The sequence below is a fragment of the Vibrio sp. Vb2880 genome (genome assembly GCF_033337975.1).
Lineage (GTDB): Bacteria > Pseudomonadota > Gammaproteobacteria > Enterobacterales > Vibrionaceae > Vibrio > Vibrio alginolyticus.
Window position 1 is genome coordinate 229,834 of sequence record NZ_JAWORT010000004.1, and the last position, 17,407, is coordinate 247,240.

A 17,407-nucleotide genomic window follows, 5' to 3' on the forward strand; every position below is an offset into this window, starting at 1 on the left:
ATTGGATCTTGCTCGTTTCGTTTGATCTTACTCTTTCAAAGCTAACAAGCGAAAATGATCTCGCTAATTTATCACCTTTGTGAACTCGCTCCAAACATAAAATCCATACACTGTAAGGTGTTATGCCATAAATGCATGCGAATTAGAGCGCAGTCACGAGCTCGTGTATTGATTGAGTACTCTCGGTCAAGTTAGCTTTGTCCGACCAAACCATATTTTCTAACCATCCCTCGTAATTGGTGATAGCTCAAGCCAAGTAGCTCGGCTGCTTGTCGTTGATTAAACTTGGCTTCTTCCAATGCACGATTGAGTAAATGGATATCTTGTTCCTCTTGCCATTGTTTATAGTCTAGAGGGAATTGGATGGTGTTGCTTGATGCTTCCTCTTCTTGTTGTTCTGCTTGTTTTGCACTATGGCCAAGCGCGCTGTGCCAAACCGTTTCAAAAGGATTGAAAACCAGTTCATCAATTGGGTGAGCATTCAGACCATGTTGGTAAATCGCACGTTCAATCACGTTTTTTAGTTCGCGGACGTTACCGGGCCATTCATATTCAATAAGCGACTGCTGCGCTTTTGGGGTAAAACCGACAAAGTATTCCAGTTGCAGTTCACGACACATTTTCATCGCGTAGTGCTCTGCTAAAGAGAGAATGTCTTCTTTGCGCTCGCGAAGAGGCGGTAACATAATGACATCGAAGGCTAGCCTGTCGAGCAGATCCGCACGAAAATCACCTTGCTCTGCCAATTTTGGTAGGTCGGCATTGGTTGCACAAACAAGTCGAACATCCGCATTGAGAGCGGTATGACCGCCAACTCGCTCATATTCACCATATTCAATGACACGTAATAGCTTTTCTTGAACCAAAAGTGGTGCGGTTGCCAGTTCGTCAAGAAACAAAGTACCGCCCTCGGCACGCTCGAAACGCCCTTTATGCTTACCTTTAGAGCCCGTGAAGGAGCCGGATTCATGTCCAAACAATTCGGAATCTATTAGCCCTTCGCTTAATGTCGCACAGTTGAGTGATAGTAGTGGTTTATCCCAACGTCTTGATAAATAATGCAAACGCTGAGCGATGAGTTCTTTACCCGTACCTCGTTCACCAATGATGAGGACAGGGCGCTCAATGGGTGCAAGTTGTGATACTTTATCTAGTACAGCGAGAAAAGCAGGTGATTCACCAATCAGGTTTTGCTTCATAAAGTCCTTCTTATTTAACAGCCGAGCCATGATTTAGGGATAGAGTTGGTAAATTTCACCAACAGTTGGTGAAAAACATCATAGCACAATAGTGTATAACGACAACAAAATGCATAACACTCTGATTTTAAAGAAAATTATAAGTTGGCACGTTACTTGTTATATATTCAGGGAAACACAAGGTTAATCACCACCTTGTCGAGTTTTAATAGGAAAAAAGAGGAGTTCCGTTATGGGTATTTTTTCTCGATTTGCAGATATCGTTAACTCAAACATCAGTGCATTACTGGACAAGGCGGAAGATCCTGAAAAAATGATCCGTCTTATCATTCAAGAAATGGAAGACACACTTGTTGAAGTGCGTACTAACTCGGCTAAAGCGATTGCAGACAAGAAAGAGTTGGCTCGTAAGGTTGAAACGTTAGAAGAGCAAATTGGCGAATGGGGCCAAAAAGCGAGCTTAGCATTAGTTAAAGAGCGTGAAGATCTAGCTCGTGCAGCGTTAATTGAAAAGCAAAAGCTAGAGCAAGTGATTAAAGGCCTCCACACTGAGCAAACCTTAGTGGAAGAAACGATCGATAAGCTTACTGGCGAGATTGGTAAGTTGGAAAGCAAAATTGCTGAAACGCGCGCAAAACAGCAAGCACTAGCAATTCGTAACCAAACTGCATCTAACCGTCGTGATGTGCAAAAACACCTGCACACTAGCCGTACTAATGAAGCGATGGCGAAATTCGAGCAATACTCACGTAAAGTGGATGAAATGGAAGCGGAAGCAGACCTGTATGCTCAAACCGGTAATGCTAAATCGCTAGAACAAGAGTTTGCAGAGTTGCAGGCACAAGACGAAATTGAAAAAGAGTTGGCAAAACTGAAAGAACAGATGTCATCGAAAGATAAATAAGAAAGGAGCCATTTATGTCGGCATTTTTTATAGCAGGACCAGTGATTGTCTTTTTAATCTTTGTCGCTCCACTATGGCTCTTCTTACACTATCGCAGCAAACGCAAAACAGATAGTGCACTGTCGAGCCAGGATTTAGAGCGCCTTCAGGTACTATCTGAAAAAGCAGAAGCGATGCAGTCCCGAGTTGATACATTGGAGCGCATCTTGGATGCTGAGTCACCAACATGGAGACGCAAGTATGAATAATCGAGAACTGTATCGTGATCCAGTAAATGGCAAAATCTCCGGTGTTTGCGCCGGTATTGCCAACTACTTTGGTGCAGAAGTTTGGTTGATTCGTATTGTAGTGATTTCTGCAGCGCTGTTAGGTGGTACGTTTTTGGTATTGTTAGCGTACGTCGCGATGGCGTTTATGTTAGAAAAGCAACCAGTAACGTATTCTGAAAATATCAGAGCGCAGCAAGAGCATACGCTCAAAAGTAAGCCTTGGCAGAAAGGGCAAAGCCCTGATCAACTGCTCAGTGTGTTGGAAAGGGATTTTGACCGTCTTGATGGCAAAATTCGTAACATGGAAGCTTATGTTACGTCTGATACATATAGGGTGAACAGAGAATTCAGTAAGCTTTAGGCATTTTGTATCCAAAGAAGATTTAACTGAAGCAGGCATAAAGCCTGCTTTTTTATCACAAATTACTAATTTTAAAGCACTATTAATCTTTTCTGCTCTGGAAGTTCGTTCAAAATTCATCTACTTTAAAAATAATCCCCCAATTTTTATGGATGAATGTAATGAGAAAATTGCTCATTCCTATTGCCATCTCGGCTGTCTTGTCGGGGTGCGGTAAAGAACTTCCTCCTGTTCCTGAACCTGAATCGCGCCCTGCGAAGCTATTTACAGTATCTGTTGGCAATGCCCAGTTTGAGCGACATTTTCCTGCCACGACGGAAGCTGGCGATAGAGCAGTACTGACATTTCGAGTTCCTGGGCTTCTTCAAACGATAGAAGTGAATGAAGGTCAAGTCGTCAGTAAAGGTGATGTTTTGGCGTCATTAAACCCAGATGAATATTCTCTGCTCGAACAGCAAGCTCGGGCAAATTTTTTGCTCGCAGATGTGCAATACAAGCGATACCAAAAGCTACGTAAAGACCAAGTAGTATCTGAGCAAGATTTTGATGAGGCAAAAGCGAACCACAACTCGGCAAAAGCTCAATGGAATCAAGCAAAGGCAAACTTAAGGTATACCAAACTTGTCGCGCCATATGATGGAACTATTTCGTACATTCCAGCAGAAAACCATGAATATGTTGCCGCGAAAGAAGGGGTGATGAATATTCAGTCCAACCAACTCCTCAAAGTGATATTCCAAATCCCAGACTATCTTCTAAATCGTTACACGCAGGGGAGCGATGTCTCTGCCAGAATGATATTTGATGCGTTCCCCGAGCGAGCCTTTGACTTAACCTTTCAGGAAATCGATACAGAAGCCGACCCTAAAACGGGCAGTTACAAAGTCACGATGGTCATGGAGCGGCCAGCAGAAATTGGCCTTTTGCCGGGAATGTCTGGCAATGCTTACCTCCTGTCCAAAAGTGCAGGAGCGACAAAGATTCCTAACTCCGCGTTGCTAGAAGAAAACGGCAAAACATACGTTTGGCGTGTCGATGAGCAAGGCATTGTATCCAAAGCCGCAATTGAGATGAATGACAAAAATCAAGTGTTAGCCGGGCTTAACGATGGCGACCAAATCATTATCTCGGGTGTCAGTGTAATTGAACCCGGAATTAAGGTAAGAGCGTGGATTAAGGAAAGAGGGTTGTAATATGAAAGGAATCATCTCTCTAGCGACTTTACTTTCAACGCTTTTTCTCGTTGGCTGTGGGGATAAGGCGCCAGAAAAAGAGCTCGAAACGCCACGAGTTAGAGTTACGTCATTAGCGGGAAGCAAGGTGGATGACAACTTGTACTTCCCTGCGGTTGCGAATGCAGCGGATCGCTCTCATTTGAGCTTCAGAGTGGCAGGAGAAGTCAGCAGCATCATGGTAAAAGAGGGCGACAAAGTCACGAAGGGTGATGTTATTGCAACACTAGATCCCACTGACTATGAGTTGGATGTAGATAATGCGAGTGCGCGTTTTTCTGTTGTCGACAGTCAGTATCGCCGCTCACGCCCTTTGGTCGATAAAGGCCTATTAGCTAAGTCTCAGTTTGATGAAATTGCAGCACAACGACAAATCGCCTTAGCTGAGCTTCAGTTAGCCAAACTTCGTCTATCATTTACTGCCTTAAAAGCGCCCGTGGATGGGATTATTTCGCGAGTTAATATCGACCAATTCGAAAATGTTCAAGTCGGACAGCATATCGTTAATATTCACAGCTTGGAGCGAGTCGAAGTGTTGATTCAGCTTCCTGACCGCCTCTATGTGAACCAACCGCCAACGGAAGAAAGGCTTACCGCGATCAAAGCATTAGTGCGCGTGCCCAGTGGTAACGAATATAACGCGACGGTAAAAGAATTTACAACCGAACCCGACCCAACAACAGGTACGTTTACTGTCACACTGTCGCTTCCTATGCCGGAAGAAGAGTACATCCTAGATGGGATGGCTGTTGAAGTAACGTCTAAAGACGAGAATGTTGGGCTTGATCTCAACCTAGGAATTAATGTCCCTATCGAAGCCATTTTTAATGCGGATGGTGACGAGCTGGGGCGCGAAAACAAATTTGTTTGGGTACTGAATGACGACAATACGGTATCGCGCAAACAGGTGCGAGCAGGTAAGGCATCTAAAACGTCCATTCAAATCCTTGATGGTCTCATGCTCAAAGACAAAGTTGTGATTGCCGGTGTTTCTCGATTAAGGGATGGCATGAAAGTGGAAGTGATACAGGAAATGGCTACGCAGGAGGCCGGTCTATGAGCGATCTTAATAAATCAGCGCCTCAAAGTGATGATGATGTGACCGGTATTGCTGCGTACTTCATCCGAAATCGCGTCATCAGTTGGATGTTCGCACTGATATTTTTGATTGGTGGTATCGCCGCATTCTTTGGTTTAGGGCGTCTTGAGGACCCTGCTTTTACTATTAAAGATGCGATGGTAGTGACCTCTTACCCTGGTGCAACACCGCAACAAGTCGAAGAAGAAGTGACGTACCCAATCGAAAAAGCGATTCAGCAGCTTACTTATGTTGATGAAGTCAATTCGATTTCTAGCCGGGGATTATCTCAAATCACGGTCACGATGAAGAACAATTATGGCCCTGATGATCTACCACAAATTTGGGATGAGTTGCGCCGTAAAGTGAACGACCTTAAAGGGACGTTGCCTCCAGGTGTGAATGAACCTCAAGTGATCGATGATTTTGGTGATGTTTACGGGATTTTGTTAGCGGTGACTGGCGACGGTTATAGCTATAAAGAGCTACTGGATTACGTCGATTACTTACGCCGAGAGCTCGAACTGGTTGATGGTGTGAGTAAAGTTTCGGTATCCGGGCAACAGCAAGAACAAGTTTTCATCGAAGTATCGATGAAAAAGCTGAGCAGTATAGGTCTTGCTCCGGATACCGTGTTTAATCTTCTTTCGACGCAAAACGTGGTTTCTGACGCAGGAGCGATCAGAATTGGTGACGAGTACATCAGAATTCAGCCGACTGGCGAGTTCCAGAGTGTGGAGGAGCTGGGTGATTTGTTAATTACTGAGTCGGGTGCTCAGGGGCTCATCTTCTTGAAAGATGTGGCGGAAATAAAACGCGGTTACGTAGAAGTCCCGAATAATATTATTAATTTTAACGGCAGCCTCGCACTAAACGTGGGTGTTTCTTTTGCTGAAGGCGTCAACGTCGTTGAAGTCGGAAAAGCGTTTGATCATCGCCTTGCAGAGCTAAAGTACCAACAACCTGTCGGTATCGAAATTTCGGAAATCTATAGTCAGCCGAAAGAAGTGGATAAATCGGTTAGCGGTTTTGTTGTGAGCTTGGCTCAAGCTGTCGGTATCGTCATTATCGTACTTCTGTTCTTTATGGGGCTACGTTCTGGGCTACTAATCGGTTTAATCTTGCTGCTGACGGTGCTGGGTACGTTCATTTTCATGAAGTATCTCGCGATAGATTTACAGCGGATTTCATTAGGTGCCTTGGTTATCGCGTTAGGTATGCTGGTGGACAATGCCATCGTTGTGGTTGAGGGGATTTTGATTGGTACTCAAAAAGGGCGAACTCGACTCCAAGCAGCGACCGACATTGTTACCCAAACAAAATGGCCATTACTTGGGGCAACTGTGATTGCGGTAACTGCATTTGCGCCAATTGGACTGTCTGAAGACTCGACGGGCGAATACTGTGGCACTTTGTTTACGGTTCTGCTGATCTCTTTAATGTTGAGCTGGTTTACCGCTATCTCGTTGACACCATTCTTTGCTGACATCTTCTTTAAAGGCCAGAAGATTAAACAAGGTGAAGGGGAAGAAAATGATCCATATAACGGGGTTATTTTCGTTATTTATAAAAAGTTTCTTCAGTTTTGTATGCGTCGTGCTTGGTTTACCGTTGTGGTGCTGATTGCGGGATTAGCGGCAAGTGTTTACGGGTTCACGTTTGTGAAGCAAGCGTTTTTCCCATCTTCGACAACGCCGATTTTTCAGTTAGATGTATGGATGCCAGAAGGAACTGATATTCGAGCAACCAACACAACGCTTAAAGAGTTAGAAAGTTGGTTAGCTAAGCAAGAGCATGTTGACCATATCACGACGACCGCGGGTAAAGGCTTACAGCGCTTCATGTTAACGTACGCGCCAGAGAAAAGTTATGCGGCTTATGGTGAGATAACCACTCGTATGGAAAATTACGAAGCGTTGAAACCATTAATGGCGAAGTTTCGAGAGTATTTAAAAGCCAACTATCCAGAAATCAATTACAAGCTCAAACAGATTGAGTTAGGCCCTGGTGGTGGTGCAAAAATTGAAGCGCGTATTATTGGCTCAGATCCAACCGTCCTTCGTACGATAGCCGCTCAGGTCAAGGACATCATGTACGCCGACCCTCAGGCAACAAATATCAGGCATGATTGGCGTGAACGAACCCAAGTTCTTGAACCTCAGTTTAACGAGAGTCAGGCACGTCGCTATGGCATTACCAAATCGGACGTCGATGATTTCTTGTCCATGTCATTCTCTGGAATGACGATAGGCTTATACCGAGACGGCACGACGCTCATGCCTATCGTGGCTCGTTTACCAGAAGATGAGCGCATTGATATTCGTAACATCGAAGGCATGAAAATATGGAGTCCAGCACAGAGTGAGTTTATTCCACTTCAACAAGTCACAATGGGTTACGACATGCGTTGGGAGGATCCTATTATTGTGCGTAAGAACCGTAAGCGTATGCTCACTGTGATGGCAGACCCTGATATTCTAGGTGAAGAAACCGCATCGACGTTGCAAAAACGTTTACAGCCCCAAATCGAAGCGATTCAAATGCCTCCTGGCTATTCACTAGAGTGGGGTGGTGAATACGAATCTTCTGGTGATGCTCAAGAGTCACTGTTTACTACCATGCCAATGGGGTACTTGTTCATGTTCTTGATCACTGTATTCCTATTTAACTCTATCAAAGAGCCACTCATTGTTTGGCTTACCGTGCCGCTGGCGTTAATTGGTGTCACCACCGGTTTGTTGGCACTCAACACGCCGTTTGGCTTTATGGCATTGCTCGGCTTCTTAAGCTTATCGGGAATGGTGCTCAAAAATGGCATCGTATTACTTGACCAAATTGAAATTGAAATGAAGTCCGGTAAAGAGGCTTATGACGCGGTCGTTGATGCTGCGGTGAGTCGCGTCCGTCCCGTTTGTATGGCAGCTATCACGACGATCCTTGGTATGATCCCACTGTTGCCAGATATTTTCTTCAAACCAATGGCGGTTACGATTATGTTTGGTTTGGGTTTTGCGACAGTCCTGACACTGATTGTCGTGCCAGTGTTGTATCGTTTGTTCCATAAAGTGGCAGTACCGAAACAGGCTTAGGGCTACTGATATAACGATGAAAAATATCGCGCCTCTAGCTCATCAGTTAGAGGCGCTTTTTAAGGAAGAATAATGACAGAACAAAAAACGTGTGCGTGGGCGATGAATCACCCATTAGAGCGCGAATATCATGATTCCGAATGGGGCGTGCCAGTATATGACGATCAAGTCCTGTTTGAATTTATTACTTTGGAAGGTGCGCAAGCTGGTCTTAGTTGGATCACCATCCTTAAAAAGCGCGAAGGTTACAGAGAAGCGTTCGAGAATTACGATCTAGATGCGTTGGAACAAAGAAATGAAGAACGCGCTGAATACATCGTGGAAAACTTCGATGTTGTGAGACATCGCGGAAAGATTAACTCGGTATTCAGTAATGCCAAAGCGGCCAAAGCGTTAATTGCTGAATACGGGAGTTTATCAGACGCGTTGTGGCAGTTCGTGGACGGTGAACCAATCGTCAATCAATGGCAACATATGAGTGACGTACCAGCTTCGACAGAGCAATCCAAAGCCATGAGTAAATTCCTAAAAAAGAAAGGCTTCAAGTTTGTCGGTGAAACCATCTGTTATGCTTTCATGCAAGCCGTCGGCATGGTGGATGACCATATCGTTGGATGTCCTAAAAAGCAGAATAAGTGACGTTTGGCTATTAAGCTAATGTTGTTAGTTCTGGCTATCATGAATACGTTCCAAAGCTTCGATTCGACGCCATTGAGTGGCATCGAAGCTTTGTTTTCTTAAAGCAATGATTTCTGCCTGTTTTTCGTCTTGCCCTAGAAAATCCCTATTCAGAATATTTTGACGCTGCTTTAAGTAAGTGGCGAGTTGAGTCTCAAATGATGCTCTTTGCTCATCAAGCTTTTGCAGCCTCTGCGCTCCGGCATCTCCTACCAGAGCAACACGGGCGATGTACTTGTCTTGTGAATCAAGCTGAGAAGCTTGCTCGAGCTGCTCTGCTAATGCGTTATTGCGTTCACTTTCTCGTATGTAATCCGGTTGTTCTGATAGCGCTTGATTGAGAAGGTGTGCTTGACTCTCGATATCCGATGCCTGTGTTTTAATCGTCAGCTTTTCTAAAGCAAGTTGGCGAAGTCGGTTTTCTTCGTCAAACAATTGGGTTATCTGCACCTCGTTAAAGTATTGAAGCTGTAAGTTCAGTATTGCTTCATTCAGCATGGTTAACTGTTCAAGCGTTAGGTGGTTGTGCTCAAAAGGCTCTAATGCAGTGAGTGCTTGCTTGTAGGAAAGGTAGGTTTGAAAAAGTTTGGCATCAATATTCAGAGTTTGCTTTGCTAAAGTGTCATCATTGACTTCCGCTTTGATCGTATCGAGATCTTCTTCGCCCAGCCGGCTAAGAGAATATTCGAAGAAATCTTTTGGGGAAGAGACATCGGCGGCTATATCTTGCTGAGATGGCGAATGGTTAGAGGTTATCTCTTGTTGTTTGTCGCTTTGCAACAGAGAAAGCGCTCCCACGCCAAATATCGAGAGCAGGATAAAAGTGGTGAGAGCGACTTTCTTCATTGTGATGACCTCTTATAAACCTTGAAGTTTGAGACGATTTGCATGTTGGCGATAAAGCGTGACTGGATCGGTTTCAAAAAGATGATGAATACCGAGTAGACCGTTAATTTCATCCAAATGGTTCATTTGATAATCATCACGTATGACTTTGCCTAAATGTGTGCTGCACGCACCAACTAAGCCATCATTCGGCCCATCAAAGGCTAAGCCAAGTACCATCATGGCAGCGTCAGTCGGATCGAAAACGTTTGTAAAAGTGGATGATCCGGTCCATGAGTAGTAATAAACGCCATTTGAAGCTAGCAAGTCGCCATTACCACATTCACTGGTAGGGACTCCCTCTGGGTAGTGCTGGTTAAACGCCAATGATCCTTCCGTGGTCAAGGCTGCTAATGAGGCTAAAGGGTCTTGGTCGAGATCAGAACCACCTGATAGAAGATTAATAAGAGTGGTTAAACCTTGCGCCAGTTTTACCGCGAGCTGCTCACTCCCCGAACCCTCAGATACGGTGCCACGAACTAAATCGGCTACTTTAGACCCTTTATTAACGCCTCCTATACTCGTAACTGATGCGACTAGGTCAGGACGGACAGAGGCAACATAGCGCGTTGTTGGACCACCATGACTGTGACCAATGAGATTGACTTTCTCTGCGCCTGTAGCTGCAAGTAAGGTTTCTACTTGAGCAAGCAGTTGCTCCCCTCGAACTTCGCTGCTATTGGTCGCGGATACCTGTGCAACATAAACTTTAGCACCATCTTTTGTTAAGGAATGTGGTATTCCGAAAAAGTAATCAACGCCTGCCAGGGTATCAAAACCAAACAAACCGTGAACCAGAACAATCGGATACTTGGTTTGGGTATAACCTGTTGCAGCGTATACGGAGGTTATTGGGACGGTAACTAAGGTAAAAAGCATTAGCGCTATAAATTTGAGTTTCAAAACTATCTCCTTGTGGTATGACCTCTTATGAATGATAAAAAGTAGGAGAGAAACTCTAAATTTGAAAAGCCTATTTATGGCACATTATTTCATTCTGTGACTGCTCAATTGAAAAACAACACAAATGATTAACATTAATTAATGGTTCGGGCGAATGTTAGTTAATTCTAATTAAGTCAGAGGGTTATAAAAACGCCCCGCAATGCAGGGCGATTCAATCATTGTTATAGGGAGGCTTCTTTTTCAAGCATTAAGGCATTATAACGCGCAAAACCAGCCTCTAAATCAGCGATCAAGTCATTTACGTCTTCTAAGCCAATATGAATACGAACCAAAGTACCTTCAAAGTGTGGGTGAGCTACGGTTCTCAGGCTGTTAAAGCTCTTAGGTTCGTTAGCTAGAATGAGGCTTTCATAACCGCCCCAAGAGTAACCCATACTGAAGTGTTTCATACCATCAAGCAGAGCCGTCGTCGCTTTTGGATAAGACGTTTTGAGAACAAATGAAAACAAGCCGTTTCCACCTGTGAAGTCTCGTTTGAAAAACTCATGGCCAGGGCTTGTTTCTAAAGCTGGATGGCGGACATGATCAACTTCTGGGCGAGAAGCGAGCCACTGAGCGACTTTTAAACTGCTTTCTGCGTGCTGTCTTAGGCGAACATCCAACGTGCGAATACCTCGAAGACCTAGGTATGCGTCGTCAGGAGAAACGCACTGACCCATCAGGTAGCTTTGTTCACGAAGCTGATCCCAATACTTTTCAGAAGCCACAGCAGTACCTAGCATGACATCTGAATGTCCAACAATATACTTAGTTGCCGCTTGAATGGAAATGTCTACGCCATGCTCGAAAGGAGAGAAGTTCACGCCTGCTCCCCATGTGTTGTCAAGCATCACGATGATATCTTGCTCGTGGGCAATGCGCGCTAATGTAGGTACATCTTGGACTTCCATGGTTATTGAACCAGGAGACTCCAAGAAAAGGACTTTGGTATTCGGCTGAATCAAGTCTCGGATACCTTCACCGATCATTGGGTCATAATAGGTGGTTTCGATGCCCATTTTCTTCATTATGGTGTTACAAAAGTCACGAGTTGGTTCGTAACAAGTGTCCACCATTAGAATGTGATCGCCAGTTTCAACGAAAGAGAGGATGGCGTTTGAAATTGCTGCCGTTCCACAAGGGTAAAGCGCGCAACCAGCTCCACCTTCAATCTCAACCATTGCGTCTTGGAAAGCAAAGTGCGTGTTGGTGCCTCGGCGACCATAAAACAATGTTTTGTTTGCACGATTAATGGTGGCTTGGTTCTTTTCTGCAACGGTATTGAATACCACGGTTGAAGCGCGTTGAACGGGTGGGTTTACAACACCATTTGTCCACTTTTTATCGCGGCCAGCGGTAATGAGTTTGGTTTTTTTTCCCTCTGACATAAAAGTTCCCTGTCTTAAATATTGCGGTTTTGAATATTTAAAACATGGACGACGTAGGTTATGCAAGGGAAAAGTCAACTATCAGCCAATAACAGCCAAGATGAACAGGTAATGATGTCGAGAGGTATCGTGTAGATAGGGAGCTAAAAGAACAAACCTCCAGCAGGATGCATGTAGCGCTGGAGGTTTTTTAGCCTGTGTATTTGAGGTATTAGAGGAGTGGGTTGAAGAGATAGAACACTCGCTCTAAGAACCGAGAAAATAGGCTCCTTTTCTCCCATTCTTCCAATACAACAGTGTGAGATTGCTTAATATAGCTATCTTGTAACCAAGACATTTGCTTGGTGAACTCTTCGTCATCAACGGCGAGGGTCACTTCGAAGTTCAGCCACAAGCTGCGCATATCCATGTTTACGGTGCCAACTAAACAGAATTGGTCGTCAATTACGACAGATTTTGTATGCAGCAAACCACCATAAAACTCATAAATCTTGACCCCTGCACTCAAGAGCTCACTATAAAAAGCGCGTGACGCCCATTGCACCATCATAGAGTCATTTTTATGGGGAATAATGAGTTCAACGTTAATGCCTCGTTGTGCTGTCATCTTTAACGTTTCGAGTAAATCAGCATTGGGCACGAAATATGGTGTTGTGATTCGTACCGAGCGATTGGCTTGGTTTATTGCCAATGTTAATACTTGATAGATCAGATATTCCGGCATACCTGGGCCAGAAGGCACAACCTGAATAGGGTGTTGGAATTCACTCTCATCGATCTTGCATTCAGGTAGTCTTGGTAAATGACGTTCGCCAGTTTCGACTTCCCAATCCCAACAGTGGATGGCACTCAATACGTTTACCGTTGGTCCCGTAATGCGAACCATGATGTCCACCCAATGCCCGACGCCACTGTTTTGCTTGAAGTAAGCCGGGTCAACCAGGTTCATTGAACCGGTATAAGCAATTTCATCATCAATTACGATGATCTTGCGATGTTGGCGAAGATCAAGACGACGTAAGAAAATACGCCACATCTTCACTTCTAGCGCTTGAATAACTTCAATTCCAGCATCCTGCATCATTCGATACCAAGGACTTCTGAAAAAACGTGGACTACCTGCTGAATCGAGCAATAGTTTGACATCTACGCCGCGTTTAGCCGCTTGAATAAGCGCAGAAGCGACAGAGTCAGCCAAACCACCCGGATGCCAAATGTAGAATACCATTCGAATACTGCTCTGCGCGTTTTCGATGTCTTCAATAATGGAATGCAAAATCTCATTAGGTGACTGTTGCAGCGACAATGTATTACCGCTCAATGCGGGAAGACCAAGGCGGTTGTTACAAAGTTCATCAATTCGGTAGATGTGCCTTCCCATCGTTTCTGGGTTGTGCGCGTTACAGTCGTTAAGTTGACTGAACCACTTCTCGAATGGTGTAAACATCTCTTTCGCACGTTCGGCTCGTTTTCTGCCTAAGTTCAGTTCACCGAAGAGGAAATAACATGCGACACCCAGAACGGGAAGGATATAAATGATCATTAGCCAAGCTAAAGACACGCTCACTGCACGGCGCTTTAAAACGACACGAATGGTCACACCTGCGACCAGTAACCAATATAGCCCAATGCCAGCTAAAGTAAGAAAGTGATAAAACTTGTCCATATACGCTCAGAGTAATATGCCCTTCTAGGATATTAAGCATAAAAGTGGGTTGGGGGAATAGATTTCCCATTTAGACGTGGGATTGACCTTATATGAGGAACGAATTTCATAACAGCTGATTCTGTTATTTTAATGTGAAAAATAAGGTCATTCTTTAACTTTTGAACAAAAAAGCAGCATTTAACCTGCGTAACTCGACACTTGTGCGATAAATGTACTTTTTTGGGGTTCCAATTTTAAAGGGGAGCTGCTTTACTTTCTAGACATAGTGCGTCGAACGCTTATTTTATAAGTGTACAATAATTTTTACATAAACTTTTTAGACGCCTATCTCTATGCATACACAACAAACTAATTTTGGAGAAAAAGCGTGGCTACAACTAATACAGCAGCACCACGTGATACGTGGGGGTCTAAACTAGGCTTCGTAATGGCAGCAGCGGGTTCCGCTGTCGGTTTAGGCAATATATGGAAATTCCCTTACACAGCAGGTGAGAGTGGCGGCGGTGCATTCGTTGCTATCTATCTTATCTTTGTAATTTTTATCGGCTTTAGCGTGATGCTGACAGAGTTCGCTATTGGTCGTAAGACAGGTCTTTCTGCCGTAGGTGCATTCAAAACAACTGACCGACGCTGGACGTTTACTGGCGTTATGGGAGTCTTCAGTGGTCTTTTGATCATGGGCTTCTACCCTGTGGTTGGTGGTTGGGCATTGGCCTACATCTTTAAAGTGGGTGGTGGTCTACTCAGCGCGCCAGAAGCAATTGGCGACAGTTTTGGCGGTTTCATCTCAGATCCGATTCAACCTTTAATGTGGATGGGTGTTTACCTGTTCCTTAACGTCATGATTGTGATGAAAGGGATTTCGGGTGGTATTGAGAAAGCCGGTAAGGTTCTGATGCCGCTTCTGTTCTTAATCCTAATCGTTGTTTCTGTTAAAGGCTTGATGCTGCCAGGTGCAATGGCTGGCCTTGAGTTCTTATTCATGCCGGACTTTTCTAAAGTCGACAGCAACGTGGTTCTTGCTGCACTAGGACAGGCGTTCTTCTCACTTAGCTTAGGTATGGGTTGTATGATGACGTACGGTTCTTACCTGAAGAAGAAAGAGAACCTAGTTCAAACAACCGGTATGGTTACAGCTATGGATACAGGTGTCGCGATTCTTGCTGGTGTTGCTATGTTCCCAGCTATGTTTGCCTTTGGCATGGAGCCTGCGGCAGGCCCTGGTCTTGTATTTGTTGTCGTTCCTCAGCTGTTTGCTGAAATGGGCGGAGTGATTGGGTTGCTATTCGCGTTGCTATTTTTCATCGGTTTGACGGTGGCGGCATTAACTTCTTCAGTATCATTATTGGAAGTTGTCGTGTCTTACCTAATCGACGAGAAAGGCATGAAGCGCTCTAACGCTGTTCTGTCTGCAAGTGCAGTTATGGCGGCATTATGTATTTTTGCGTCACTATCTTTAGGTGGAATGGGGCCAACGCTGTTCGGTACCGGTGCCTTTGATATCTTCGACTTGCTAACGGACAAAATCTTCTTAGCGGTTGGTGGTATGTTGGTTTGTATCTTTGCAGGATGGCGCCTAAGCCGTGCTGAGCTAGAAAAAGAGATCACTAATGACGGCGAAGTATCCTTCCCGCTATTTGGATTGTGGTACAACCTAGTTAAATACCTGATTCCTGTTGCGATTGCTATTGTTGCCTTCATGGGGATTAAGTCTGGCTTTGATAGTGGCAAAGGTGAAATCATGCTGCTGGGTATCGCAATCATTGGTCTTGCTGGCATTTTCTCGAAGAAGCTTTAGCAAATACCTTGGGGGCAAGCCTCGATAGCTTTGTCCGATAACTTATGTATACTGCTGGCTCCAAACGTGGAGCCAGTTTTTTATGTTCGATATTCTACATACCCATCCCGATTTTCTGATCATCAATAAGCATCCCAACGTCTCTGTTCATAAAGACGATGGCGACACAATGCTGCTGCAAGAAGTGGCTAAGCAGAGTGGTGATCAGCAGCTCTATCTTATCCATCGCTTGGATAAAATGACATCGGGTATTCTGCTCCTCGGACGTAGCGCCAAAGCGGCCAGTGCGTTATCGCAAGCCTTCGCTGACCGCCAAGTGGAAAAGTTCTATCTGGCGATTGGCTCTAAAAAGCCGAAAAAGAAACAAGGTTTGGTCGTTGGTGATATGGAGCGTTCGCGCCGTTCATCATGGAAGCTGGTCAACAGCAAAAACAACCCAGCCGTCACCCAGTTTTTCTCTCTTGCGGCAGAGCCCGGAGAGCGCCTATTTTTATGTAAGCCACACACTGGTAAAACGCATCAAATCCGCGTGGCATTAAAATCGGTTGGCTCAGGTATTGTTGGCGACCCGATTTACAATGCAGGCAATGAGGCTGATCGCGGTTATCTGCATGCATTTTCACTTTGCTTCCAATACCGAGATGAGCAATATCGCTTTGTTTGCGATCCACGAGAATACAAAGTGCTGGGTAGCAAATGGCACAGTGAAATAGTCTCTCAGGGCTTGGATACTTGGCTTTCCCCTTGGGAGCTGAACTGGCCTACGATCAAATAACCGTCACAAAGAAAACTAATAAGAGAACTCGATGCAAGCATCACAACTTCCGCTGTTCTTTCAGCATCTAGAAACCGAGCTCGCGCAAGCTCCGAATGAAATTCGTCGACTGTTTCATGGTCGTGGCCGTCGTTTTGAGGGCCTAGAGCAAATCACCTGTGATTGGTTACAAGGTCAGTTGATTATCAACTTGTTTAAAGAAGTCGACGACGCGTTTCTCGCTGAGCTGAAAAGCGGCCTGAATGCGTTGGCACTATCACCACTGTGGGCAGACAAGCAAGGTCGCACTATGGTTCTTCAGCACCGTTATGCCGATGGTGCGCCTTCAGAAGTACTTGTCGGTGAATTAGACGCTCGCCCTGTCGTTGAAGAAAGCGGTTTGAAATACCAATTGGATATTGGCCGCAACCAAAACTTCGGTCTGTTTTTGGACATGCGCTACGGTCGTGATTGGGTTCGCGAAAATGCGAAGCACAAAAACGTGCTTAACTTGTTTGCTTACACGTGTGGCTTTTCTGTCGCTGCCATTGCGGGTGGCGCAGATAAAGTGGTTAACGTCGACATGGCAAAAGCGTCGCTGTCTAAAGGTCGTGAGAACCACAAGCTAAATGGTCATAACATCAACCAGGTAAGCTTTATGGGGCACGATATTTTTAAATCTTGGGGTAAGATTAAAAAATCTGGTCAGTATGATTTGATCATTATCGATCCGCCTTCATTCCAGAAAGGCAGCTTTGCGCTTACGAAAGACTACAAAAAGATTCTACGTCGATTGCCGGATTTGTTGGCAGAAGGCGGTCAAGTGATGGCATGTGTGAACTCACCATCTGTGACAAGCGACTTCTTGATTGAAAGCATGAAAGAAGAAGCGCCAGAGTTGACATTCCGTGAGCGTCTGGATAACCCACCAGAGTTTATGGACGTAGACAGCGAAGCAGCATTGAAAGTGTTGCTGTTTAGCGAGAAGCAATGACGACGAAACGAAAGTTGTACCTATCTATAATACCAGCCGTTTGAGTACGGCTGGCATTTCCACGATACCCCGTTAATCTGAATAGCGAGACGCAAGTGTGATTCAGAGTCTATTATCAGAGTGAGTTATTCCTAACACGCTGATATTAGATTCCTGACCTCGCC

At 44.8% G+C, this 17,407-nt stretch carries 15 protein-coding genes; 10 read left to right on the plus strand and 5 right to left on the minus strand.

The window, feature by feature from the left end; all coding sequences use genetic code 11:
- Positions 1–191 precede the first annotated feature (191 nt).
- On the minus strand, positions 192–1,199 hold the full coding sequence (pspF, locus tag R7M92_RS06660; protein ID WP_017820869.1) for a phage shock protein operon transcriptional activator: 1,008 nt from the start codon (positions 1,197–1,199) through the stop codon (positions 192–194).
- 232 nt (positions 1,200–1,431) lie between these two features.
- Between pspF and pspA the strand changes: the two genes are divergently transcribed.
- The 7 genes from pspA to R7M92_RS06695 all read left to right on the plus strand — a co-directional run bounded on the left by pspA (position 1,432) and on the right by R7M92_RS06695 (position 8,771).
- A complete protein-coding gene (gene pspA / locus R7M92_RS06665) occupies positions 1,432–2,103 on the plus strand; it encodes a phage shock protein PspA (RefSeq protein WP_005378119.1) in 672 nt (223 codons plus the stop codon).
- 14 nt (positions 2,104–2,117) lie between these two features.
- On the plus strand, positions 2,118–2,351 hold the full coding sequence (gene pspB, locus R7M92_RS06670) for an envelope stress response membrane protein PspB (protein WP_005378117.1): 234 nt from the start codon (positions 2,118–2,120) through the stop codon (positions 2,349–2,351).
- On the plus strand, positions 2,344–2,733 hold the full coding sequence (gene pspC, locus R7M92_RS06675) for an envelope stress response membrane protein PspC (protein ID WP_017634673.1): 390 nt from the start codon (positions 2,344–2,346) through the stop codon (positions 2,731–2,733). Before pspB ends, pspC begins: the two co-directional genes overlap by 8 nt.
- Positions 2,734–2,894: 161 nt before the next feature.
- Complete coding sequence (locus tag R7M92_RS06680) at positions 2,895–3,926, plus strand: efflux RND transporter periplasmic adaptor subunit (protein WP_005378114.1); 1,032 nt, start codon at positions 2,895–2,897, stop codon at positions 3,924–3,926.
- Between the two features lies 1 nt (position 3,927).
- On the plus strand, positions 3,928–5,025 hold the full coding sequence (locus tag R7M92_RS06685) for an efflux RND transporter periplasmic adaptor subunit (protein ID WP_205460897.1): 1,098 nt from the start codon (positions 3,928–3,930) through the stop codon (positions 5,023–5,025).
- Complete coding sequence (vmeI, locus tag R7M92_RS06690) at positions 5,022–8,132, plus strand: efflux RND transporter permease subunit VmeI (protein WP_262606120.1); 3,111 nt, start codon at positions 5,022–5,024, stop codon at positions 8,130–8,132. The genes R7M92_RS06685 and vmeI overlap by 4 nt, the downstream gene beginning before the upstream one ends.
- 72 nt (positions 8,133–8,204) lie before the next feature.
- The gene (locus R7M92_RS06695; RefSeq protein WP_005378109.1) at positions 8,205–8,771 is read left to right on the plus strand and encodes a DNA-3-methyladenine glycosylase I; all 567 of its coding nucleotides are present in this window, start codon (positions 8,205–8,207) and stop codon (positions 8,769–8,771) included.
- A gap of 24 nt (positions 8,772–8,795) precedes the next feature.
- Here R7M92_RS06695 and R7M92_RS06700 read toward each other — a convergent pair whose 3' ends face one another.
- From R7M92_RS06700 to cls, 4 genes are all read right to left on the minus strand, one after another.
- A complete protein-coding gene (locus tag R7M92_RS06700) occupies positions 8,796–9,656 on the minus strand; it encodes a lipase secretion chaperone (RefSeq protein WP_308387142.1) in 861 nt (286 codons plus the stop codon).
- A gap of 12 nt (positions 9,657–9,668) precedes the next feature.
- The gene (locus R7M92_RS06705; protein ID WP_005378107.1) at positions 9,669–10,574 is read right to left on the minus strand and encodes an esterase/lipase family protein; all 906 of its coding nucleotides are present in this window, start codon (positions 10,572–10,574) and stop codon (positions 9,669–9,671) included.
- Positions 10,575–10,822: 248 nt separating this feature from the next.
- Positions 10,823–12,028, minus strand: a complete 1,206-nt coding sequence (locus tag R7M92_RS06710) for a cystathionine beta-lyase (RefSeq protein ID WP_042522027.1) — start codon at positions 12,026–12,028, stop codon at positions 10,823–10,825.
- Positions 12,029–12,239: 211 nt separating this feature from the next.
- Positions 12,240–13,694 carry a cardiolipin synthase gene (gene cls / locus R7M92_RS06715; RefSeq protein ID WP_017820861.1) on the minus strand — a complete coding sequence of 485 codons (1,455 nt, stop codon included), beginning with the start codon at positions 13,692–13,694 and terminating at the stop codon, positions 12,240–12,242.
- 430 nt (positions 13,695–14,124) lie between these two features.
- On the opposite strand from cls, the gene R7M92_RS06720 reads away from it, so the two are divergent.
- From R7M92_RS06720 to R7M92_RS06730, 3 genes are all read left to right on the plus strand, one after another.
- The gene (locus tag R7M92_RS06720) at positions 14,125–15,495 is read left to right on the plus strand and encodes a sodium-dependent transporter (RefSeq protein ID WP_042522154.1); all 1,371 of its coding nucleotides are present in this window, start codon (positions 14,125–14,127) and stop codon (positions 15,493–15,495) included.
- 82 nt (positions 15,496–15,577) lie between these two features.
- Positions 15,578–16,270: a TIGR01621 family pseudouridine synthase gene (locus R7M92_RS06725; RefSeq protein WP_138939984.1), complete on the plus strand. Its 693-nt coding sequence runs from the start codon at positions 15,578–15,580 to the stop codon at positions 16,268–16,270.
- 31 nt (positions 16,271–16,301) lie between these two features.
- On the plus strand, positions 16,302–17,243 hold the full coding sequence (locus R7M92_RS06730) for a class I SAM-dependent methyltransferase (protein ID WP_054574036.1): 942 nt from the start codon (positions 16,302–16,304) through the stop codon (positions 17,241–17,243).
- Positions 17,244–17,407: the final 164 nt, after the last annotated feature.

Bases quoted from the DNA above. Each gene is read 5' to 3' on its own strand.
- pspF (WP_017820869.1), bottom strand. From the start codon at position 1,199: ATGAAGCAAAACCTGATTGGTGAATCACCTGCTTTTCTCGCTGTACTA.
- pspA (WP_005378119.1), top strand. From the start codon at position 1,432: ATGGGTATTTTTTCTCGATTTGCAGATATCGTTAACTCAAACATCAGT.
- pspB (WP_005378117.1), top strand. From the start codon at position 2,118: ATGTCGGCATTTTTTATAGCAGGACCAGTGATTGTCTTTTTAATCTTT.
- pspC (WP_017634673.1), top strand. From the start codon at position 2,344: ATGAATAATCGAGAACTGTATCGTGATCCAGTAAATGGCAAAATCTCC.
- R7M92_RS06680 (WP_005378114.1), top strand. From the start codon at position 2,895: ATGAGAAAATTGCTCATTCCTATTGCCATCTCGGCTGTCTTGTCGGGG.
- R7M92_RS06685 (WP_205460897.1), top strand. From the start codon at position 3,928: ATGAAAGGAATCATCTCTCTAGCGACTTTACTTTCAACGCTTTTTCTC.
- vmeI (WP_262606120.1), top strand. From the start codon at position 5,022: ATGAGCGATCTTAATAAATCAGCGCCTCAAAGTGATGATGATGTGACC.
- R7M92_RS06695 (WP_005378109.1), top strand. From the start codon at position 8,205: ATGACAGAACAAAAAACGTGTGCGTGGGCGATGAATCACCCATTAGAG.
- R7M92_RS06700 (WP_308387142.1), bottom strand. From the start codon at position 9,656: ATGAAGAAAGTCGCTCTCACCACTTTTATCCTGCTCTCGATATTTGGC.
- R7M92_RS06705 (WP_005378107.1), bottom strand. From the start codon at position 10,574: ATGCTTTTTACCTTAGTTACCGTCCCAATAACCTCCGTATACGCTGCA.
- R7M92_RS06710 (WP_042522027.1), bottom strand. From the start codon at position 12,028: ATGTCAGAGGGAAAAAAAACCAAACTCATTACCGCTGGCCGCGATAAA.
- cls (WP_017820861.1), bottom strand. From the start codon at position 13,694: ATGGACAAGTTTTATCACTTTCTTACTTTAGCTGGCATTGGGCTATAT.
- R7M92_RS06720 (WP_042522154.1), top strand. From the start codon at position 14,125: ATGGCAGCAGCGGGTTCCGCTGTCGGTTTAGGCAATATATGGAAATTC.
- R7M92_RS06725 (WP_138939984.1), top strand. From the start codon at position 15,578: ATGTTCGATATTCTACATACCCATCCCGATTTTCTGATCATCAATAAG.
- R7M92_RS06730 (WP_054574036.1), top strand. From the start codon at position 16,302: ATGCAAGCATCACAACTTCCGCTGTTCTTTCAGCATCTAGAAACCGAG.